This is a genomic window from Pedobacter arcticus A12, assembly GCF_000302595.1.
GTDB classification, from domain to species: Bacteria; Bacteroidota; Bacteroidia; order Sphingobacteriales; family Sphingobacteriaceae; genus Pseudopedobacter; species Pseudopedobacter arcticus.
Genome location: NZ_AKZJ01000014.1, coordinates 104223 through 128019, shown reverse-complemented (window position 1 = coordinate 128019; position 23797 = coordinate 104223). Strand labels below are relative to the sequence as shown.

Sequence of the window (23797 nt, the reverse complement as noted above, 5' to 3'; positions counted from 1 at the left end):
ATATGTTTTAGCTTTTTTTAACATTTCGGCTTGATTGTTTAATAATCTTACTGATTTAGGCATTTGTAACATCATACGCTTTTACATCCAAAGGCTCTAAATGACATCACGCACCCGCAGTTTTTATAAGGGATAATCTTAGTACTTAAATAAAAGCAAACCTCAAATGAGCTCTAGGTGGCAACGTAAATATTTTAATATTATTTAGAATAATTATAAATAACTCTTGGAATTTGACATTCTACTTATATCTTTGCCTTATTAATAATTAGTCTAAATAAAAATATGGCTTTTAGAAAAGTTAATAACTGGTTGCATTTATGGTTGGGATTAGGGTCCGGCATCATTGTATTTATTGTTTGCATTACAGGATGCATTTGGGTTTTCAATGAAGAGATAGACGCATTATTAGCACCCGAAACCGTTATACAGCAACAGGACAAACCAGTTTTGGTGCCTTCTCAATTAGCAAAAATCACAACACAGCTATACACTGATAAAAATATTTTATACGTTACTTATCAGCAAGGGAGAGCCGTAAATGTGGGTATTGGGAGCCGACAAGGCGAAGGAGCAACCCTAAAAGTGAATCCTTACACTGGAGACGTGATCAGTAATAAACAGCGCAAAAAAGGAGATGTGAATTTTTTTGATTTCATATTAAGCGGTCATCGGTTTTTGTGGATGCCTTATGAAATAGGGAGACCGATTGTAAATTATGCCACCTTAATTTTTGTGGTATTGCTAATTACCGGTTTAGTTTGGTGGTACCCTAAAAAATGGAACAAAAAAACAACAGAAAAAAGCTTTAAAATTAAATGGGGAGGTTCTTTTAAACGCGTAAATCTCGATTTGCATAATGTATTAGGATTCTACTCGCTATTGTTCCTATTGGCAATTGCATTAACCGGGATGGTTTACGGGATAAAATGGTATAGCGAAAGTATGTATTGGGCAACTTCGGGCGGGCAATCTTTAGGAGAGTTCAGCAGGTTAAAATCTGATTCTTTACAAACCGAAAAATTTTACGCGTCAGAACAAGCTATTGACAAAGCCTTTTTATTTGCGATGGCAGAGAACCCAAAAGCAGAAGGTTTTTACTACAGTTTCCCAGATACAGCCAAAGCAAGCTCTGTGATCAGCATCTACGTTTATCCAACAAGCGGACAGTTTTATAATAACAAAAGCTACCAATTTGACCAACATACCTTAAAACAACTCAAAGGAACAAGTCCGGTATATGATCAGGATTATGAGCAAGCGGGATTTGGCGGAAAACTGAGGAAAATGAATTATGATATCCATGTAGGGAGCATTTTAGGTTTCCCCGGGAAAGTTCTGGCCTTTTTAGCAAGCCTAATTGGCGCATCGTTACCGATAACGGGATTTTTGGTATGGTGGGGCAGAAAATACGGTAAAAATAGAAAAGTTAAAGCACCAAGTCAGACCGATTTTAGTGCAACACCGCGAAGTACTGTACCAAGAAACTTTGTTCCCAAAAGGATCTCAAAGAAATTAGTACTACAAGAAGAACTTCCAATATTACAAACGAATACAAACAAAATCTAAACAAAAAATGATGAATAATTTAAAATCAATACTATTTACATTACTGCTAATCGCGACAAGCAGCCAGCTTTTTGCCCATGCCTTATGGATAGAAACTAAAATAACAGGTAAAATTGGCATAAGCCAAGAAGTAAAAATATTTTATGGAGAATATGTAAGCAATGAAAGAGATTCGGTAAGCAAATGGTATTCGGATGTTAAAGACTTTTCATTGTGGCTAAGCACTCCGGGAAAAGAAAAAATTAAGCTAGTTACTACGCCCGGATCTAATTTTTATTCCGCGAGTTTTAAACCAGAAAGCGATGGTGTATATGTGCTAAGCGTAGTGCATGAAGCTAAAGAACTGGGCGGAACTACCAAATATGAGTTTTCTTCTTTGGCAACAGTTGCGGTAGGGAAAGCAGGTGCTATAAACTGGAACGAAATTTCAAGCCCTTTACACGCATCTGTTATTGATGCTAAAGTTTACAAAGCCAATACGCCAGTAAAAATTAAAGCAATATTAAACGGAAAAGTTTTAGCAGATAAAAATGTAAGCGTTTTTTCACCAGCGGGATGGAGCAAAGAGTATAAAACAGATGAAAACGGAGAAATTGAGTTTTCTCCATTATGGGCCGGTCGTTATGTGTTGGAGGTTACCGATTATCAGAAAATAACCGGTGAGCATCACGAAAAAAACTATACCGCAACTTGGCAAGGTGCAACATCCAGCTTTGAAGTAATTAAATAATATTAAAGCTCTGTTTGCTCTTTGCTGGTTGCCGAGAGCACTCAGGCACTAATTAAATAATAATTTATAGAACGGCAATTCTAAAAGATTATTTAAAAAACCGTACGGCGGCAACCGTACGGCTAAATAACCGCTGCGAAGCGGCAATCTTTAACGTGTAACATTAAATTAATGCAAATTAAAAAAATTTTGCTGACTAGCATTTGCTGTCTGCTGTTTTCAGTTTCTTTCGCTCAAAATAAAACTTCAAAAATTACCGGTAAAATTACCGATGAAGATGGTTTGCCAATTCCAGGAGCGCTTATAAAAATTCAGAACGCGGCAACTTCCACCGTGTCAGATGTTGATGGAATTTTTAAGCTGGAAAACCTTAACGCAGGCAATTATACGCTACTTATCTCTTCTGTGGGGATGTCTGCACAACAAAAACAGGTTTCGCTTAAAGAAGGTGCTAGTCTACTTTTCAATGTTTCTTTGGCCAGTAGTGTACAGACATTAGAGTCCGTTAACGTAATGGGTAAAACCAAAGCGCAAGAAATTAGAGAGTCTGGTTTTACAGTGAATTCCATAGAAACAAAAAAATTCGCAAATACCAGCGTGGATTTAAACCAAATTTTAAACAGAAGTACTGGAATACGTGTTCGTGAATCTGGTGGGATGGGGTCAGAATTTAAATTTTCGCTAAATGGCTTCTCGGGAAATCAGGTAAAGTTTTTTATGGATGGTATTCCGATAGATAATTATGGTTCATCATTTACCCTTAATAATATCCCTTCAAATGTAGCCGAGCGCATAGATGTTTATAAAGGTGTTGTACCCATTGAACTTGGCGGAGATGCACTTGGTGGCGCAGTAAATATTGTAACCAATAAAAGTATCAATCGTTTTATAGATGCCTCCTATAGTTTCGGTTCTTTTAATACGCATAAAGCCTCCATTAACAGCAGATTTACTAGCAAAAACGGTATTCTAACAAATTTCAGTGCCTTTACTAACTATTCCGACAATAGTTACAAAGTTGATGTTAGCATTGCAGACCCTGTTTCTGGCGCATTTGGACCGATACAAAAATACAAACACTTTCATGATGGTTATAGGCAAGCCACGCTTATGGCAGAAGTTGGTGTAAAAGACAAAAAATTTGCAGACTACCTGTTATTGGGTTTAGCCGGAAGCATTAATCATAAAGAAACACAACAGGGCGCTACTATGTTAAGGGTGGTGGGAGATGCTTTTACCGAAAGCAAAAACCTAGTACCGTCTTTAAAATATAAAAAATCAGGATTATTTACTAAAAGCCTTGAGGCAAGTATCGCTGCTTCTTATAACATTGCCGAGGAGCGAAAAGTGGATACTTCATCTAGAAGGTATGATTGGACCGGAAATTCTATAGTTAGAAACTATGAAACTAGCGGTGGCGAAATCAGACCAACCAAAACAATCATGGTGTTTGATGTTAAATCGCTGCAAAGCAATACCAACTTTAAATATAATCTTAACGAAAACCATTATCTGGCATTAAATTACACCTATTTAGGGTATAAGCGTAAAGAGAACAACGAATATAGTACTACCTACAAAATCAGTAATCCCTATCTTAATAAAAACATTCTAGGTTTCTCGTATAATTTATCTGCATTAGATAAAAACCTAACCTACACAGCTTTCACTAAAATGTTTGATTTGCAGGGCGCAGTAATGGCGATTGATAGTTCCATGATAAAATCTTCATTCAACAAAATAGGTTATGGGACCGCGGCCGCTTATTTTATCATACCAAACCAGCTACAAATTAAAGCCTCTTTTGAACATGCTTACAGACTGCAATCACCAACAGAGTTGTTAGGCGACGGAGGATTTACAACAAAACCTAATCCTGATTTAAAGCCTGAAAGTAGCAATAACTTCAACTTTGGGGCTTCCTATAAAAAATCATATCCTAATCACCATTTCGGGATTCAAGGGAATTTTCTTTACCGAAAAGCTTCTGATTTTATACAAGCCGGAAAACCCGCTATAATTATACAGTACGTTAATTTTAAAAACGTTCAAATTTCCAGTTATGATGCTACTCTACTATATGGCTTTAAAAACTGGATGACTTTTGAGTTAAATGGTACCTATCAAAAAACCTTAAATATGGATAAAGCTGGTCAGGTGGGTACAGAGCTGAATAATTATCTATATAAAAAACAAATACCTAATGTCCCTATTTTGTACGGGAACGCCGATTTAGGTTTCCAATTTAAAAAACTCAGATCTGCTGAAGATGTCTTTTCAATTAACCTTGTAGGCAGTTTTGCCGATAGTTATTATCTAAATCCCCCTTCTTTAGGTGGGCAAAACAAAAAAGAAATTCCTAAACAAGTTTTTTACTCTAGCTACTTAGCTTATTCTTTAAAAAATGGCAGGTACAACATTGCTTTAGAATGCAGCAACATTACAAATGTGCAGATATATGACTACTACAATGTTCAAAAACCGGGCAGATCCTTTACGCTAAAGCTCAGGTATTTTATAAAAAATTAATCCATTTCAAAAACTAAAAACAAATCATATCAACTAAAATCACAATAATGAAAACAACTAAAAGTTTTTTATCGCTAATGGTAATTACAGCATTACTATTTTCTTGTAAAAAGGACAAAACAGAAAAATCAGGTGATATACCGGGAAGCAGATACGTTATCGGTTACCAAACAGACACTTGGAACGCTAATTATATGCTGGCACTTGACTCTATTCAACAGTTAATGACTGGCACTATAGATATGACAGGAAAAGGTATCGAACAAGGAGGTTCTTATATTCCCGTTGCCAATACGATGTTTGCCTGTGATAATGAAGTAGAAGGTGCGGCGCCGTTTTATTTGAATAGCGCAAGTCAGTTAATAGCAGGAAATAGGGTATTTATTGAATCTACTTACGCTTACGGAGTAACGGACGATAACAAATTATTAATTATCGGTGCATCCTGGGAAGGAAGCTCAACAAGCAACGAATTAATGATCTATGATCCGGCACAGCAGATTATTACCAGCCGTAAATTCAATGATTTTAGCACTGGAAATGAATATTTCGATTTCCCTACAGGCGTTACTGTAAGTGATGGTAAAGTTTATGTTTCTGGTTTCAACAGAAATGCAGATTGGGATATGAAACAAGATAAGGCATTTATAAGAATTTATGATTATCCCTCATTAAATTTTATTTCAAGAATTGAAGATACGCGTACAACAGCTATTGGCATGTATTATACAAATACAGGTATTATCCGTACAGCATCAGGAAACGTTTATACATTTTCATCAAATTCTTTGGCAGCTGGTTATGAAATGCTCGAAGCATCAAAAAATTCGGGGATTCTGCGTATCAACAAAGGACAAACCTCCTTTGATGCTAATTATTTCTTCGATATTCAAGCAAGTTCACTTAAAGGAAAAGTGTTGGCGGCATACCCAATCGGAGGAGAGAAAGCTTACATTGTTTATGTCCCTAGCGAAAAAGATAATTTACTTTGGGGATTTCTTTTCGATTCTTACGAATTCAAATCGGCAATTGTTGACCTTCCTACAAAAACCATTACACCGGTAACAGGATTGCCTTTACATGGTGGCGATTACTATTTTGGAATAGGAAGTTTATACGCAGAAAACGGAAAAGCTTACAAAGCATTTAAAACAAACACGGAAGTCCGTATTTATGGGATAGATCTTAAAACTGGGATTGCTACTGCTGGTGCATTAATAACAGGCGGTGGTACAGATATTTCTGCCATTACTAAATTGTCTCCAAAAAATTAAACTGCTTTAGCTAAGTTCTATATAATTCGTGTTTTCGTTGACCGGATTATATGGTGTTTAAATCCTGTATAAAATAAAATTCGCCATCTTCTGATTTCTTTGCAATTGCCGAAATTTTTAGGGAACTGCAGAGGATTGGGAAGATGAAAAACATCTATCCGTATGTGCAACAAACTAACATTAAGCAAAAAAGGAACAGCCCACATTAGCTATTGTGCGGCTTGCAAACACATTTACATTTGGCATGGAAACATTATGCTTACTTTTTCGCCCAGTCAGTTTAGTGCATTTAAAAAATATACAGAAAGCCCTGATTTTAACCAGAGTTTTTACCATTTCCCAGATGGCGAAGAACGCTTGGTTTTGCATACCCCAAACTCAGATATCTGTTTTTCTTTTACAGAAGACGAATGGACAAACTTTTACTCCGCCATGGAGGAAGCGGAATATATGCAGGGTATTTATGCTTTGATTTATTGAAGTACCATTTCTATAAATAATCTAAAAAACTCATAATCAATAAACTATGCTTACTTGGAACAACATAGGTTTTAAACTTCAACTCATAGCAATGCTATCTTTCTTCTCTTTGATAACCACGGCTCAGAATTTCAGCAAAATTTCAGGGCAGGTAAAAGACCAACAAGGGTCAATGGTGCAGGTTTCCGTACAATTGAAGGAATTGGCTAAGTCCACCCAAACAGATAAAGACGGAAAGTTTGTCTTTGAAAACCTAAAAGCAGGTAATTACACTCTTATCGTTTCTTATATAGGTTACCAAACTTTGCAAAAGAAAGTAAGTGTTCAAACAGGTGAGGTTCTAAACCTTACGCTGATGCTTGAAGAAAGCAGTACGCAAATGCAAATGGTTACAGTAATCGGGAAAACCAAAACGCAGGAATTAAGGGAATCTGGTTTCGCGGTAAACACCATAGAAACTAAGCAGTTTGCAAATACAAACACCAATCTAAGTCAGCTCTTAAATAAATCTACTGGCGTAAAAGTTCGGGAAAAAGGTGGCGTGGGTAGCGATTTTGAATTTTCGATAAACGGACTCTCAGGTAAACAGATTAAATTTTTTATTGATGGTATTCCGCTGGAGATATTAGGAACAGCCATGAGTTTTAACAACATCCCTGTAAATCTCGCGGAAAGCATTGAGGTGTATAAAGGAGTGGTTCCTGTTTCTTTAGGTTCAGACGCGTTAGGTGGCGCGGTAAATATCATCACTAATAGAAATACTAAAAATTATGTTGATTTTAGTACCACCTACGGTTCTTTTAATACCAACAAAAATGCTTTAAGCACTCAGTTTGTCGATAAAAAAAATGGGCTCACTTTGCGACTGAATGGTTTTACCAACTATTCGGACAACAATTACAAAATGATAGGTGTTAGAGGAATCACTGGAGACAATATTGTTGGCAATAAAATTACGATAGACGGAACCAGCGAGTTTATCACGCTTGACGCAGAACGCTTCCATAACCGGTATAAATCTGCATTCGGGCAAGCAGAAGTTGGCGTCAGCAATAAGTCTTACGCAGATGCCTTGTTTGCTAACTTTTCTTACACTGGTTTTGACCAACAATTGCAAACCGGAACGGACCAGAGAAATGTTTACGGTATGGCAACAAGACATGGGCATAGCTTAAACGCCGGCCTTAGGTATTCAAAAAGAAACTTATTTGTAAAAGGATTAGATGCAAATACGTATTGGGGTTACTCTAAAGATATTTCTATTGTTACCGATACAGCCCGAAGAAAATATTATTGGAACAATATTTACGCTTATAGCGACTCGCCAGAAATGGGCTCTTTTTTCACTATAAACAATTTAACCAGACCGCATATTATTGGACGTACCAATGTTTCCTATAAAATAAATAACGAGCATTCATTTAACCTAAATTACGTATTGGACGGGGTAGAAAACAACACTTTTAATGAGTTGGTTACCACTTCGGATGATAACCCCGGACTTGTGAGAAAAAACATTGTTGGTTTGGCGTATCAGCAAGATTTGTTCAGTAATAAATGGAGCAATGTTTTTTTTACAAAATATTATGGTTTAGGGTTAAAGCTAAACAAATACTCTTCGGCTACTGCGGTTTATGAGAATATTAGTAGTTCAGACAATTCTCTCGGTTATGGTTTATCTAGCCGCTATTATGTAATTAAGGATTTTGGGGTGAAATTCTCGTTTGAAAAAGCGTACAGGTTACAGGAAGCTTCAGAAATGTTTGGAGATGGCGTTAACACCATTGCTAATTTAGATTTAAAGCCCGAGCATAGTTATAATTTAAATCTGGGTACATTTTACTCTAAAACATTAAACCATAATCATCAGTTATTTATAGAAGCGAATGGCTTTTTGCGTTATGCAAAAGATTTTATTTATGCCAAAGTCTATCAATCTAATACACCCAGAACGATTTACGAAAATTTAGATAAAATTAACATCAGCGGTGCTGAAGCGGAAATTAGATATAATTATAAAAATCTTTTAAGCGCAACTGTAAACGCGAGCTATCAAAAATCTATCAGTTTTAGTTCGGCAAATAGTACTAGCAATGAAAATACTTACAACAAGAGATTACCCAACCAACCTTGGTTTTTTGGTAATGCAGACCTTGGAATTGGTAAAAACGATTTGATTGGAAAAGATACCAGAATTCAGTTCAACTGGAGCACAAATTTCATTCACTGGTATTATAGAACATGGGAGGGTTTGGGTGCCGTAATCGACGATATTCCTTCACAAACTATCCATAACGCAAGTCTTACCTCTTCTTTCCAAAAATCGAAATACAACATCTCTTTAGAATGTAACAACCTAACAAATCAATTAGCATACGATAATTTCAAGCTCCAGAAAGAAGGAAGAGCCTTTTACGTAAAATTAAGATACTTTATTAGCAAAAATTAAACCCAAAAAAATCATGAAAATTATATTCAAATCAGTAGCACTATTACTTTTATCAGTTGTTTTGTTCTCCTGCTCAAAAGATAAAACATCTCCGGACAACCAAACGGATGGAAATTACTTTTTGTGGATACAAGTTGGTAATTGGCCAAATACCGCACAATATGTGGTTGGTGTAAATTCAGTAGACACCGGCAGTGTTTCCTTATCAGGAAACGGAAGAGAAATTACAGGAAAGGCAGATTACGGAATTATTCCTCATAAAGGATATTATTATTACGTCAATGAAGAAGAAGGATCTTTTGTAAAATTTGAGCTAAAAAGCAACAACTGGACGGCTGTAAAAGAGGTGCCGTATGTACACGTGAATTTTGCTTCTGCCACCTATACTTGGGTTAACGATAAAACCTTACTTATTGTTGGTCCAAATGGTGACTATACCAAAACACTTTATTCTATTGTAGATATCGAAACTTTCAAATTTGTAAATGGTGAACTAACACTTCCTGCGCTTCCTACAGGTTATACCGGTTACCGCATTGGGAATTTAGAATATTCTGACGGGAATGTTTATTTCGGATTCAATTATGCTAAAGACTGGCCAGATCCAAGTTACGATAAAGCATTATTTGCCGTAGCAAAATATAGCAGTACAGGTTTAACAATGATAGGTACAGAAGAAGATGCCGCATCTGCCGGAAACGGAAGCAGCCGTTTATGGACTGCGTCTTCAAACGTAGATAGCAATGGCGATGTATACATGTTAACTACCCCTCAAATGGTGAACAAAACTTTGCCAAACGTAGTGTATAGATACAAGAAAGGCACAACAACTATTGATCAGTCTTATAAATTTAACGTAAGTGCTGTCACCGGAAGCGATGCCATTGGCTTATGGGCTATTGGAAACGGTAAGGCTATTATAAAATACAACAACACAGGCATCCTTGCTAGTAACCATACTTATGAGTTTGCCATAATAGACTTGCACAACAAAACTCTGGTTAAAAAGCTTACTGATTTGCCAAGAGATAACAGCGATTATTTACAAAGCGTTATTGTAAATGGCAGTAAAGTTCATATTGTAATTAATGGTGAAGGCACAAACGATTACGTTTGGAGCTTAAACACTACAACTTATGAAGTTACTAAGGGAATAAACATCAAGGGAGATTTTGACTACATCTTAAGAATTGATGAGCTATAATTCTAATCACGTGTGGAAAGGTTGACCAAGCTAACGCTCAGCCTTTTTATGCAGTTAATCAACAATTTTCCTGATTCTTATTAAAGTTAAAATGGCAAAAAATATTTTTTTGAAAATTAATGCCTGGCTACACTTGTGGCTTGGAATTGTATCTGGCATTATCGTTATAATTTTAAGTATTACAGGCTGTATTTTAGTCTTTGAACAAGAGATTCGACAGCTTACAAGCCCTTGGCTACATACCGAAAAACAAGGAGAACAATTAGCGCCTTCGGTTTTGTATAAAGCTGTGGCTAATGCTTTGCCGAACAAAGAAATTTACTCCATCTGGTACCACGGAGAAGGGAAAACCGTCCATTTCAGTTTGAATTCCGATTCTATGGTATATGTAAATCCATATACTGCGGAAATAGTGGCCATGGTTCATCATGAAGATTTTTTCCACTTCATTGAAGAAGGGCATTTTCATCTTTGGTTTCCCGAAAAAATAGGTGAACCAATTGTGGGTTGGGGAACTTTTATTTTTTTCTTTCTATTACTTAGTGGCGTTATCATGTGGTGGCCAAAAAGGTGGAACAAAAAAGAAATAAACAACAGCTTTACAGTAAAATGGAAAGCTCGTTTTAAACGCTTAAATTATGATTTACATAGCGTTTTGGGGTTCTATTCGCTCACTATAGCATTAATTATTGCCGTTACTGGATTAATCATGAGTTTTTCTTGGTTTAACAATGGAGTTTATTGGCTAAGTGGAGGAGTTAAAACAGAGCGAATTATCTCTAAATCAGACACTACCAAAAACCCACAACTTGTTTCTTTACAACAAGTTGATAAGGCCTGGAAAAAAGGTAAGAATGAAATTGGTGACTACAACAAAGACCAAATTATTGTTTCGTTCCCTAAAAAAGCATCAGATGTTATTGAACTATGTGTTGATATGCATAATGGTTCTTGGCGCTATGTTAATCTAGATCAACACACTTTAAAAGAATTACCGTCCTCTCAATACAAACTAAAAGATGAACAATTTGCTAATTGGTTAAGGCGAAATAATTTCTCTTTACACGTTGGTGCTATTGGCGGACTCCCCACCAAAATACTTTTCTTTTTCATCAGTATTATTTGCGCTAGTTTACCTATTACCGGCTTTTACATTTGGTGGGGCAGGTGGAAAAAGAAAATCCGAAAAAGACGAAAGCAGCTAATAAGCAATATCCAAGCTTAATCAGCACCTAATTAATCGGTTCAACAAAGCGATATACTTCTTCTTATTATGTTTCAAAAGACACTTTTTATAAGTTGCCTAATTTTGGCAACCGGGACATTACACGCCCAAAACAACCGTATTATTGGTAAATTAGTTGACCACCATACCCAAGCAATACCGTATGCCGGAGTCGCTATGTTAAAGCTCCCAGACTCTGTACAAGTTAAAAGCACTTTAACAGATAGTGCTGGCTCATTTTATTTCGATAATATCATCAACGGAACATATCTGATAAAAGCCAGTTCCCTCGGTTTTCAACCCTACAACAGTGATGCTTTCAATCACGAAGGCTTAAAACGGCTCGACTTAGGAGTGTTAGCAATGAAACCAGACGGAGGTAAAATGCTAAATACGGTTGTGGTAACTGCACAAAAACCACTGATTGAACAGCGTATTGACCGTATGGTAATCAACGTGGAAAATAGCATTTTGGCAGAAGGAAGTACCGCTCTAGAACTGTTGGAAAAAGCTCCTGGCGTATCGGTAGATGATGAAGGTAGCGTTTCGTTGAAAGGTCGCCCAGGGACGATGGTGTTGTTAAATGGAAAACTAACTTACCTATCCGGCAAAGAACTAGCTAACCTTTTAAAAGGAACTAGCTCTACCTCCATCAGTAAAATTGAGGTGATGAGCAATCCTTCCTCAAAATATGATGCTGCTGGAAACGGCGGAATCATCAACATTGTGATGAAGAAAAATACGGCAGTAGGTTTCAACGGTTCGGTTACGGTAAACGGTGGCAGTAGTAGAAACGCAAGATATGGAAGCGGAACAAGTTTAAACTATCGTTCTGAAAAAGTAAACCTTTACGGAAATTACAATTATGCTTATCGCGGAGAAACTGAGTATTTGGATTTTGTCCGTAATTTTTATGATGACAACAACACTTCTGGCAAACCCGATCGTACATCTTTACAAAACACCAAAACCAACGAACCTTTAAACACCCACAATTTTAGAGCCGGCGCCGATTATTTTTTAAATGACAAAAACACCTTTGGCTTATTATTTAACGGCAATACGGGTAAATACACTCATGATAGCAATACCGGCAACATCTTGTTAAACAATAACACAAACACCACAATTAGTGACGCCCTTAGCCACAATTACGATAAACAAAGCTGGGAAAACCTGAGTTATAACCTCAATTACGTCCTTAAGTTTACAAAAGAAGGTAGGGAGCTTAGCGCAGATGTTGATTATTCCAGCAACGCCTTTACCTCACGCTTAAATTTAGATACCAAGTATAAAGGAACGGGTAGTGCTTATAACGGTGGGTCCTCTTCCCGAAAGGGTTATGTGCCTTCCGTTACGGATGTTTATGTAGCTAAAATAGACTTTACAGAAACCATCGGCAAAAGCACTAAACTAGAAACCGGCTTAAAAAGCAGTCTGGTTAATTCTGATAATAACCTACGATATGATACGCTAAAAAACAATCAATGGATAAATGATACGGGCAGTAGCAACCACTTTAGGTACAAAGAACAAATTCATGCAGGCTATTTGTCTATTAATAAAGAGTTCGGAAAACTTAGTTTGCAAGCAGGTTTGCGTGGCGAGTTTACGCAAAGTAGAGGTCACCAAATTACTTCAGATTCTTTGGTAAAACGGAATCACTTTCAGCTTTTTCCGACGTTTTTTGCTACCAAGCCTTTTGGCGAAAACCATAAAATTCAATTGGCTTATAGCAAACGAATTGAACGCCCAAGCTACGATGAGCTGAATCCGTTTAGGGTATTTAGAGATCCGTTTCTATTTTATCAAGGAAACCCATTTTTAAAACCGGAGCTCACGGATGCTTTACAATTAAGCCATATTTACAAACAGAAATACATTACCGCCATTAGCTACAATTACACCAAAGATGTGATGAACTGGGTTCCTGGGCAAATAGATTCCATTAATACTACATTCTCTACTCCGGTAAACTTAGAAAGTTTCGTGAACTATGGCATTAGCTTTACCGCGACTACAGATTTTACCGCTTGGTGGACAGCTACGCACTTTGCCAACGTTTTCCATAACCGATACAAAGGCGAACACCAGAGCGGAAACTTTGATAACCAAATGACCAGTTTTAATTTGAACACGCAAAATACATTCAAATTGGGAAATGGATATGGTGCAGAATTAAGCGCTTTTTACGATGGCAAAAGTGTTTACGGAGTTTCTTCGCAACAGGCTTACTATGGCGTTTCGGCAGGTTTCCAGAAATCAGTGTTAAACAAAATGGGTACTATTAAATTGATGGTGAATGATATTTTCCAAACCATCCAATTTAAACGTACCACCAATTACGAAAACATCGATATGCGCACACGCATCCGCATAGACAGTCGCCGAGCTATCCTTTCTTTCATTTATCGTTTTGGCAATCAAAACATCAGTAAAAGAGACAGAACAACAGGAAGCGAGGATGTGCAAGTAAGGGTTAAAGGAAACTAAAACGACTGGAAAGCGTAGTAATTACTCGATATTACCACGCACTTAACAAAGATATCACTCGGACTTAACAGGGACAATACAGATTCTTTTTCTGAGTTAGGTTACTGTTAGGTTCAAATGATTTCCGATTCAATTAATAACCGCAGTTGGATAAAATAGATGTTAATTAAACAGTTAGAAAGGTTAAATAGCCGTTAACGATGACAGCGACATACTTTTGGATTTCTCTACCAAAAGACACAGCGTACTAAAACGCCCTAGCGTTAATAGTCAAAATTTATATTATAGAATGTTAACAAGCAACTTGTTGAGTAAGCTTGTTCTTAGTGCTAAGTTGAAAATTCAAAAAGGACCGTTTATTTCCCTAGCTCGCCTTTTTTCACCGTCAATACATCTTGCCCTGTAGCGTCGCCCTGCTCCTGAAGTTTTCCAAAAGCTGCAGACGTAGCATAATCAATGATATCTTGTGGCTCGTTTTGATTGTAAAAACCATAAATTAAACCAGCCATAAAGCAATCTCCACTGCCCGAACGGTCAACTACACCTTCGCAATTAAACTCTGCCGAATGGTAAGACTTGCCGCCGGTAAACAAACTGGTGTAATATTTAAGGTCGTTGGCATCGCTATCAAACCTAAAGGTGTTGGCTACGCTTTTTACCTTCGGAAATTTTTGGATAATTTCTTTTGAGCTAAGTTCGGCATGTGCCAGATAAGCTTCACGGGTACCTTTGCTATGAATTTCGGAATCAATATGGGTTCCCAACAAACTATTTGCCGACCAAATATTGCCCATCACCACATCGCAATATTCAATTAATTTGGGCATTATTTCAATAGGCTGTTTCCCGTAATTCCAAAGTTTAGAACGGTAATTTAAATCGCATGAAATGGTAATTCCTTTTTCTGATGCTGCTTGAATACCTTCTAAACACACATCGGCAACATCTTGCGTTAAAGCAGGGCTTATCGCTGTAAAGTTAAACCAGGAAACATCTCGCAATACTTTATCCCAATCGATCATCCCTGGTTTAAGCTGCGAGAATGAAGAATGTGCCCTATCATAAACCATACTGCCTTTTAAATCGGCACCACGTTCTAAATAATAAACGCCAATTCTATCTCCTGTAAATAAAATAGAAGACGTAAATATTCCTTTGTAATCTAGGTAATCAATCACATGGCGACTCATAAAATTGTCTGGCAATGCGGTGCAATAACGTACCGGAACATTCCAGCCGGCAAGTGCTGTTGCTGCGTTGGCTTCTGCGCCACCCATATAAAGCGTAAATGGATTTGTCGCTGAATTTGGATCATTTACAGGCGATGGAGATATTCTTAACAATAACTCACCAAAACAAAGTACTTTTTTCATGTGATTGAGATTTAAAAGAGCAGTTGATTTTTGTTGTTGCTAGGCCTTAAAAAAATAGGCATAAACCTTATGGTTATGCCTAATAATAGAAACAACTATTCAAAGTAATATTCAAACGGGCGTCCTGTCGACGAGAGGAGACATCTCATCTAAAAAGTCTACATTTTGCATGGTAAATTGCTTGTGAGACCTCTCGTTTCCCTCGAGGTGACGTTAAATTTTACAATCCAAAATATTCTTTAGCGTTATTATAGCAGATATCACTAACCATACCACCAATCCATTGCTCATCATTAGGCACCTGTCCGTTTTCCATTTCACTGCCTAAAATATTACACAAAATTCTTCTAAAATACTCATGACGAGGGTATGATAAGAAGCTACGTGAATCAGTCAACATCCCTACAAAAGTGCCTAAAACACCCATGTTTGATAAGGAATTCAATTGCTTTTCCATACCATCTTTTTGATCTAAAAACCACCAGCCAGAACCAAACTGTACTTTTCCCTTAACTTTCCCATCGGCAAAGTTAGCGGTCATCGCTGCAAACACATCGTTATCTGCAGGGTTAAGGTTATAAATAATGGTTTTAGCCAATTGATCATCCAAACTTAGATTGCCTAAGAAATTAGATAAACTTGTAGCCTGTTTAAAATCGCCGATAGAGTCGAAACCAGTATCTGGGCCAATTTTGCGTAACATACCGTGGTTGTTATTTCTAATTGCACCTAAATGGAACTGCTGTACCCAACCTTTTTGGTGGTATATTTTAGCCAACTCAGTTAAAACGTAGCCTGCAAAAGCATCGGAATTTGAATAATCATCAACCTCTCCTTTTAACAATTTACTGAACTCTGATTTTTCAGCGTCGGTAAGCGTCAATTTTGAAGGAACGCTTGTTAAGCCGTGATCTGAGATGGAAGCGCCATGAGCTGCAAAGAACTCAATCCGGTTACGTAAGGCCGCTATTAAAGATTCTACATCGGTTATTTGAATACCCGAAACTGCAGAAAGTTTTTTAATATAAGCTCGGTAAGTAACTGCATCAGCTACGGCAAAAGATTTATCCGGACGGAAAGATGGTTTTACTTTGATCTCGAAACCCTGATCAATCAGCGCTTTATGATGTTCCAAAGAATCGGTTGGGTCATCTGTAGTACCTACCATTTTAACATTGAACTGCTTTAACAGCCCTTGTGTAGAAAAATCTTTTTGTGCCAGCAATTGGTTACCGTGTTCGTAAATCTCTTTAGCCGATTTTTCATTTAAAAACTTTTTTACGCCAAAAGGCTTTTTTAGCTCCATATGGCTCCAATGAAACAATGGATTTCTTACGGTTGACGGTACTATTTTTGCCCAAGCCATAAACTTTTCCTCGTCAGATGCATCGCCAGTGATAAAACGCTCATCTACCGCCAAAGTACGCATCGCTCTCCATTTGTAATGATCGCCTTTTAACCAGACCTCTGTCATGGTTTTAAAATTCTTGTTTTCGGCTATCTCATTAGGGGGCAAATGATTATGGTAATCAATTATTGGTAGGTCTTTGGCGTAGTTATGGTAAAGGATTCTAGCGCTTTCAGAGTACAATAAAAAATCGTCGGGTATTACGTTTCCGTCTTTCATTCTTATGCTTTTTGTGTTTTAAGTAGGTTTTTATCTTCGAAGAAGAAAAAAAGCCCCCCATAAATTTCATTAGAACCTAACCAATTTTAACAATGAAAGAGGGGCTTTAAGCTTTTGATTATTTTAAATCTATGATCGCAACTGGATCCATATCGCCATAATCCTGGTTTTCGCCACCCATTCCCCAAATAAAGGAATAACTAGCTGTAGCACAACCAGAGTGGATTGACCATGGTGGGCTAATAATTGCTTGATTGTTATGAACCGTCATGTGACGAGTTTCTTGTGGTTCGCCCATAAAATGGAAAACTGTTTGGTCTGCCGCTAAATCAAAGTAGAAATAAGCTTCCATTCTTCTATCATGCACATGAGATGGCATGGTATTCCAAACGCTACCTGTTGTTAACGTAGTTAAGCCCATTACCAATTGGCAGCTTTGTATGCCATCTGCATAAATGTATTTATGGATTGTTCTGTGGTTTGATGTTTCTGCCGAACCTAAAACTACTGGAGTAGCATCTGCTTCTTTCATCAAAGTTGTTGGATATTCTTTATGTGCTGGCGCAGATAAAATGTAAAATTCTGCTGGTGAGCTAGCATCTTTAGAAGAAAAACTGATGTCTTTGCTTCCTCTGCTAATGTATAAACAATCCTTCTTTGCTAAGTCGTAAGTTTTACCGTCAACGCTGATGGTTCCAGCTCCAGCTACGTTAATTACACCCATTTCTCTTCTTTCTAAAAAGAAATCAGCTTTTAACATTGGGAAGTTATCTAATTTCAAGCTTCCGCTAGTTGGTACAGCACCACCAATAATCATTCTATCGTAATGGCTGTAAGTGAATTTAATTTCACCTTTTGTCATTAAATCTTCAATCAGGAATTGTTCACGCAATTCTGCAGTGTTCATCCCTTTTACTTCTTTTTGGCTGTTATGATATCTCTGTTTCATGTCTTTAATCTTTTTTATACTTATTAGCGTTTTTTTTTAATAATTAAACGGCTAAATTCTGAAATCTAGGTTTTAGCTTTCCGCATTGAAAATTAACGTCCCATCCATCCACCGTCAACGGTGATTACAGTTCCGTGTACATAATCTGCTGCTTTTGAAGCTAGAAAAACGGTTACGCCACCAAAATCTTCTGGTGTTCCCCACCGGTTGGCTGGTATTCTGGATAAAATAGATTTGCTTCTTTCTTCGTCGTTACGTAAAGCTTCTGTATTATCTGTAGCGATGTAACCCGGAGCAACGGCGTTAACGTTTACACCTTTTGACGCCCACTCGTTAGCAAATGCTTTAACTAAACTACCTACAGCGCCTTTACTTGCTGCATAACCTGGCACCGTAATACCACCTTGGAAAGTTAATAACGAAGCTGTGAAAATTACTTTTCCAGATCCTTGCTCAACCATTCTTCTGCCTATTTCGCGGGTTAAAATAAACGGTGCATCTAAATTGATTGCAAGCACATTGTCCCACATTTCATTCGGATGTTCGGCAATTGGCGCTCTTTGTATAGTTCCAGCGTTATTTACCAATATATCTATTACTGGGTTTTCTGCTTTTACTTTCTCAATAAATGCTTCTAAAGAAGGTCTATCACCAAAATTGCACTGGTAGGCCTTAAACTTTTTACCTAATTTTTGTACTTCAAGTTCCGTATCGCCACCACTTAACGGCATACTGGCAGAAACACCAATAATATCCGCTCCGGCTTTTGCTAAAGCTAAAGCCATTCCTTTACCTATTCCCTTGTTGCATCCGGTAACTAAAGCAACTTTACCACTTAAATCAAATAAACTCATTTTAATATCTTTTGGTTTATACAAAGCTTTATGCTGCTGGTTTGCAGTTTTAGCCTTTAACAAGATTAGTGATTTTAAATTGTTTGAGCGCCGAAATGGAGGTATTTATTTATGCAATCGTTTGCGGTAATTAACACTTTTTGACTTTATATTTACTTAGCATAATTTCTTTTTTGCAGCTCCTGTATATTTAAGCTAAATTGAAATTCCATTTAAACATTTTCGATATACAAATGAATACTCTATTTTCCGATACAAATACCTACCGTCTAAAATCTACTCTTATATTGTTTTGCTTTACTGCTTTTTTAGCTGTTCCTTCTTTTGCCCAAAAAACAAATGGTACAGTAAATTCTTTGCTAAAAACAGAAGCTTACTTTAACAACCTGGCCATCAAAAAAGGATTAAACCAAGCTTTTATAGAAATGGCCGACAAAACTGGTGTTACTTTTAGACCAAACCCAGTAAATATTATAGATTTTTATAGCAAGCAAGAACCTGCTGATTTTGAGTTGGGATGGCAACCAGATTTCGCCTTGATTTCTAAAAGTGGCTACTTTGGCTTTACCGCGGGCTTATACACCATTAAAAAAGACGAAAAGTTGAGCTACGGGCATTACCTATCGGTGTGGAAAGCGGAGAAAAACAAAAAGTGGCGATTGGCTTTAGATGCTGGTATTGAGCATAAGAAACCTGTAAAAGAGGTCGACCCTCAGTTTATTGACCCCTCAAATTACAAGTACCCTAAACTTATAGGTCCAAAAAAAGTAAAAATGCGGGAAGATATTGTGTTTAGCACAGATTTACTTTTTAGCAAAGCGCTCATCCGATCGGGCAATAAAAACTTCTCAGAATACTACGCTGATGATGTAAGGCTTTATTTCCCAGATGAGTTGCCTTTTATCGGAAAACAGCAGGCCATAAATTTTATCGACCAAAGAAACCAACACATAACCTCGAACCCTACTTTTGTTGACCGAGCTTTTAGCGGAGATTTAGCTTATACAAACGGCAAAGCAAGCATTGGCGTAAACAAATACAATTATATTAGAATTTGGAAAAAAGGCGACGATAGTAAGTGGTATATTTTAGCAGATATGTATGTGGAGGAAGCCTCACCCCAGTCCTCTCCGAAGGAGAGGGAGTAGCATTAAACTCGATAAAACAGATACCTAACAATGGATTTTTTGTTGGGCGGTAATCCTAAATTATATAGAGTCCATTAATTAATTTCACAAATAATAGAGTTAACATTCTGTAATATAGGTTTTTAGCTTTAAGCTTTGTGCATTTTGCTTTTAGCCTTTATATAAATGCATTAAGGAATAAAAATGTAGTTTTAACCATCGAATAAAATTTACAATGTCAGAAGATCAAAAAAAAGCATTAGAACAACAACTTTGGAATATTGCAAACACACTTAGAGGCAAAATGAATGCCGATGAGTTTCGTGATTATATCTTGGGTTTTATTTTTTATAAATACCTAAGTGAGAAAATGGAAATATTTGCCAATGCTATTTTAAAGCAAGATAAAATTGGGTTTAGAGCGATAAATGCGACAACTCCACAAGGCAATGAGTTTTTAGAAGCCATCAAAGAAGAATCTTTAGAAAAGTTAGGCTATTTTTAAAACCTGATGAGCTTTTTGGCGAAGTGGCGAAAAGAGGTAGAGGCAATAACGAAGATGAATCGCTTTTTGATGAGGCCAAAACCAATTTCATTTTAGAAGATCTTCAAAAAATATTGATCAATATTCAGCTGAGTACCATGGGGACAGCCAGCGAAGAGGACTTTGATAACCTGTTTGAGGATATGGATTTAAACAGCACCAAGCTGGGTAAAACGCCTGATGCTAGAAACGCCATCATTGCAAAAGTACTTTCGCATTTAGATAAAATAGATTTTAAACTGGAAGAATCTGAATCTGATATTTTAGGAGATTCTTACGAGTATTTAATTGGGCAATTCGCCAGTGGAGCTGGAAAAAAAGCGGGCGAGTTTTATACGCCTCAGGAAGTTTCTAAAATTTTGGCTAAAATAGTAACTACCGGCAAACAAAAATTACGCTCTGTTTATGACCCTACTTGCGGTTCAGGATCTTTGTTGCTTCGCGTGGCCCGGGAAGTAAAAGATGTAAGCAATTTTTACGGTCAAGAAATGAACCGTACCACTTACAACCTTGCCCGCATGAATATGATTTTGCATGGTGTACATTATCGCAATTTTGACATTAAGCAAGAAGATACCTTAGAGAATCCTCAACACATCGAACACCAGTTTGAAGCAATTGTGGCAAATCCGCCTTTTTCTGCAAATTGGAGTGCGAATCCCATATTTACAAGTGATGACCGCTTTAGCCAATACAGAAAATTAGCGCCAGCTAGTAAAGCCGATTTTGCATTTGTGCAGCACATGGTTTATCATTTGGCAGAAAACGGAACCATGGCAGTGGTTTTACCGCATGGCGTTTTGTTTAGGGGTGCCGCCGAGTTGCACATCCGTAAATACCTGATTGAAAACAAAAATTATTTAGATGCTGTAATTGGTTTGCCGGCAAATATTTTTTACGGAACTAGTATCCCGACTTGCATTTTGGTGTTTAAAAAATGTCGAGAAAACCCCGATGATATTTTATTTATTGATGCCAGCAATGATTTTGATAAAGTAAAAACTCAAAACATCCTCCGCGATGAGCATATTGATAAAATTATTGACACCTACAGAAACAGAACTGTAATAGAAAAGTACAGCCACTTAGCCTCACTAGCAGAAATTGCAGAGAACGATTTTAACCTAAACATCCCTCGCTATGTAGATACTTTTGAGGAAGAGGAAGAAATTGACATTCATTTGGTAATGAGTGAGATTAAAGAATTGGAAGCCAAACGAGCGGAGCTGGATGTAGAAATTGCTGGTTATTTTAAGGAGTTGGGTTTGGTGTTTTAATTACGAGTTATGAGTGAAGAGAAAAATATCATCATTTACAAAACTCAAGACGGTAAAGTTTCTATTGCTTTATATGCAAAAGATGGTTCTGTATGGATGAATCAAAATCAGTTAGCAGAACTTTTTGACACCTCTAAACAGAATATAGGTCAACATGTCAATAATGTATTAGAAGACAAAGAGTTAGATTCAGAATCAGTTGTAAAGAATTACTTGACAACTGCCACTGATGGCAAAAAGTACTCCGTTACTTTCTACAGTTTGGATATGATTTTGGCAATTGGTTTTCGGGTGAGAAGCAAGCGAGGGACACAATTTAGACAGTGGGCAAATCGCAATCTCAAAAAATATATGATTAAGGGTTTTTTGATGGATGATGAACGCCTAAAAAACCCTGATGGTAGACCTGATTATTTTGATGAATTACTAGCTCGCATACGGGATATTCGAGCTTCTGAAAAACGATTTTATCAAAAAGTTCGAGATTTGTTTACGCTGAGTAATGATTATGACAAGACCGATAAAGCCACACAAATGTTTTTTTCCGAAACGCAGAATAAATTACTTTTTGCCATTACAGTCAATACGTATAATTATTTAAATCCTTTGGTTCAAAAAGGTGCGAAAAACACAATGAACATTAACAATAAAGATTTTCTAAATGGTGCTGAATTGCCACTACCGATAGATGAGTCAGAACAATCTTTCATTACTAATTCTTGCTTCAATTAATGAAAAAATAGAGATAGAAAAGAATATATTAACACAATACGAACTCCAAAAAAAATATCTACTCCAAAATTTATTTGGATAAAAACCCCTTCTCCAATTTATCTACTTGCCGTTATCGGCAATAATCCGCTATTTTAAATCCATTTTAATGGTATCTTTGCCGATAAATATCAATAACAATGAGATTTTTGTCTGTTGGAGAGTTTGCTAAAAAATGGAATAGTCCCGAAAGAACTGTTAGAAATTACTGCGCTAAAGACAAACTCAGTGGAGCTTTTTTAACAGGTAAAACTTGGAATATTCCGGAAGACGCATCATTGCCAGAAAAAGAAAACAAGAAAAAATTTAGTGATAATATTTTGCTCAACTACTTAAAAGAGCAAAAAGACATGAAACTTAAAGGTGGCATCTACCACCGAACACAGATTGACTTAACTTATAATTCTAATAGAATAGAAGGAAGTAAACTAACTCATGAGCAAACACGCTATATTTTTGAAACCAATACTATCGGGATTTCTAAAGAAAGCGTGAATGTTGATGACATTATTGAAACCTCTAATCACTTTCGCTGTATTGATCTTATTATCGATAAGGCAAAATCAAAACTGACAGAATCTTTGATTAAGGAACTTCATTTCCTATTAAAATCAGGTACATCAGACAGTAGTAAAGATTGGTTTAAGGTTGGTGAATATAAAAAACTCCCTAATGAAGTAGGAGGCAACGAAACTTGCCATCCCAAAGAAGTTGCACTAAAAATTAGAGAACTGCTCTCTGATTATTATAACATTGAGAAAAAAACTTTAAAAGACATTATCGACTTTCACTACCGGTTTGAGATTATTCATCCTTTTCAGGATGGCAACGGACGGGTAGGCCGACTAATATTATTTAAAGAATGCCTTGCTAACAATATTGTACCTTTTATTATTGACGATGATTTAAAGTTGTTTTATTATCGTGGTTTGCAACAGTGGAGCTGTATAAAAGAATACTTGTTAGATACTTGTCTTACAGCTCAGGATAATTACAAAGCTATTTTAAAGTATTTTGAAATTGATTTTGATTGACCTAAACAAATAGATTCTGTAGAAGATACAACTCATACATAACTAGCTCAAGATTCAAGTTTTCTAAAATAGTAAAGGAAGAAAACCTATCTGCCGAACGTACACAGAAACTGATTGATGATTACCTTTTTGCAGAAAGAGAACCACTTAAAGACGAAGTTTAGAACTTATTAAAGGAGAAAAGCCAAGTTTGTTAAAACGAAAACCACTGGCCGACAGGCTATTGAAAAAGATTACACATTTCGTTGCTACGTTTATAAATGGAATGGATTTGGGTTAACGGAATTT

General features: G+C 36.7%; 18 protein-coding genes. 14 read left to right on the top strand and 4 right to left on the bottom strand.

All coding sequences use genetic code 11. The features are described 5' to 3' along the window. The first annotated feature begins 285 nt into the window (after positions 1-285). From B176_RS0100530 to B176_RS18720, 9 genes are all read left to right on the top strand, one after another. Complete coding sequence (locus tag B176_RS0100530; RefSeq protein WP_017256819.1) at positions 286-1569, top strand: PepSY-associated TM helix domain-containing protein; 1284 nt, start codon at positions 286-288, stop codon at positions 1567-1569. Between the two features lie 7 nt (positions 1570-1576). Next, the gene (locus B176_RS0100525; RefSeq protein ID WP_237739781.1) at positions 1577-2299 is read left to right on the top strand and encodes a DUF4198 domain-containing protein; all 723 of its coding nucleotides are present in this window, start codon (positions 1577-1579) and stop codon (positions 2297-2299) included. A gap of 171 nt (positions 2300-2470) precedes the next feature. Beyond that, a complete protein-coding gene (locus B176_RS0100520) occupies positions 2471-4828 on the top strand; it encodes a TonB-dependent receptor (protein ID WP_017256817.1) in 2358 nt (785 codons plus the stop codon). Positions 4829-4875: 47 nt separating this feature from the next. Continuing rightward, positions 4876-6102, top strand: coding sequence for a DUF4374 domain-containing protein (locus B176_RS0100515; RefSeq protein ID WP_017256816.1), 1227 nt, complete (start codon positions 4876-4878; stop codon positions 6100-6102). Positions 6103-6264: 162 nt separating this feature from the next. Beyond that, a complete protein-coding gene (locus tag B176_RS0100510) occupies positions 6265-6582 on the top strand; it encodes a DUF6686 family protein (protein WP_017256815.1) in 318 nt (105 codons plus the stop codon). A gap of 91 nt (positions 6583-6673) precedes the next feature. After that, positions 6674-9031: a TonB-dependent receptor gene (locus B176_RS0100505; RefSeq protein WP_017256814.1), complete on the top strand. Its 2358-nt coding sequence runs from the start codon at positions 6674-6676 to the stop codon at positions 9029-9031. A gap of 13 nt (positions 9032-9044) precedes the next feature. Beyond that, entirely contained in the window at positions 9045-10235 is a 1191-nt protein-coding gene (locus B176_RS0100500; protein WP_017256813.1) for a DUF4374 domain-containing protein, read from the top strand. A gap of 91 nt (positions 10236-10326) precedes the next feature. After that, positions 10327-11460: a PepSY-associated TM helix domain-containing protein gene (locus tag B176_RS0100495; RefSeq protein WP_017256812.1), complete on the top strand. Its 1134-nt coding sequence runs from the start codon at positions 10327-10329 to the stop codon at positions 11458-11460. An 84-nt stretch (positions 11461-11544) separates the two neighbouring features. Next, positions 11545-13953, top strand: coding sequence for an outer membrane beta-barrel protein (locus B176_RS18720; protein ID WP_017256811.1), 2409 nt, complete (start codon positions 11545-11547; stop codon positions 13951-13953). Between the two features lie 356 nt (positions 13954-14309). On the opposite strand, the gene B176_RS0100485 is transcribed toward B176_RS18720, so the two are convergent. The 4 genes from B176_RS0100485 to B176_RS0100470 all read right to left on the bottom strand — a co-directional run bounded on the left by B176_RS0100485 (position 14310) and on the right by B176_RS0100470 (position 18756). Further along, entirely contained in the window at positions 14310-15326 is a 1017-nt protein-coding gene (locus tag B176_RS0100485; RefSeq protein WP_017256810.1) for a sugar kinase, read from the bottom strand. A gap of 220 nt (positions 15327-15546) precedes the next feature. Then, the gene (gene uxaC, locus B176_RS0100480) at positions 15547-16953 is read right to left on the bottom strand and encodes a glucuronate isomerase (RefSeq protein ID WP_017256809.1); all 1407 of its coding nucleotides are present in this window, start codon (positions 16951-16953) and stop codon (positions 15547-15549) included. A 118-nt stretch (positions 16954-17071) separates the two neighbouring features. Then, entirely contained in the window at positions 17072-17902 is an 831-nt protein-coding gene (gene kduI / locus B176_RS0100475; RefSeq protein WP_017256808.1) for a 5-dehydro-4-deoxy-D-glucuronate isomerase, read from the bottom strand. A 92-nt stretch (positions 17903-17994) separates the two neighbouring features. Then, complete coding sequence (locus tag B176_RS0100470) at positions 17995-18756, bottom strand: SDR family oxidoreductase (RefSeq protein ID WP_026063062.1); 762 nt, start codon at positions 18754-18756, stop codon at positions 17995-17997. Between the two features lie 233 nt (positions 18757-18989). Between B176_RS0100470 and B176_RS0100465 the strand changes: the two genes are divergently transcribed. The 5 genes from B176_RS0100465 (at position 18990) to B176_RS0100450 (ending at position 23509) form a co-directional block, all read left to right on the top strand. Beyond that, on the top strand, positions 18990-19904 hold the full coding sequence (locus B176_RS0100465; protein ID WP_017256806.1) for a YybH family protein: 915 nt from the start codon (positions 18990-18992) through the stop codon (positions 19902-19904). Between the two features lie 214 nt (positions 19905-20118). Beyond that, entirely contained in the window at positions 20119-20388 is a 270-nt protein-coding gene (locus B176_RS21240) for a type I restriction-modification system subunit M N-terminal domain-containing protein (protein WP_202803323.1), read from the top strand. A gap of 23 nt (positions 20389-20411) precedes the next feature. Beyond that, a complete protein-coding gene (locus B176_RS18715) occupies positions 20412-21704 on the top strand; it encodes a type I restriction-modification system subunit M (protein ID WP_202803322.1) in 1293 nt (430 codons plus the stop codon). A gap of 9 nt (positions 21705-21713) precedes the next feature. Then, a complete protein-coding gene (gene rhuM, locus B176_RS18710) occupies positions 21714-22436 on the top strand; it encodes a RhuM family protein (protein WP_017256805.1) in 723 nt (240 codons plus the stop codon). A gap of 179 nt (positions 22437-22615) precedes the next feature. After that, positions 22616-23509: a Fic family protein gene (locus tag B176_RS0100450; protein WP_017256804.1), complete on the top strand. Its 894-nt coding sequence runs from the start codon at positions 22616-22618 to the stop codon at positions 23507-23509. The last annotated feature ends 288 nt before the right edge of the window (positions 23510-23797 follow it).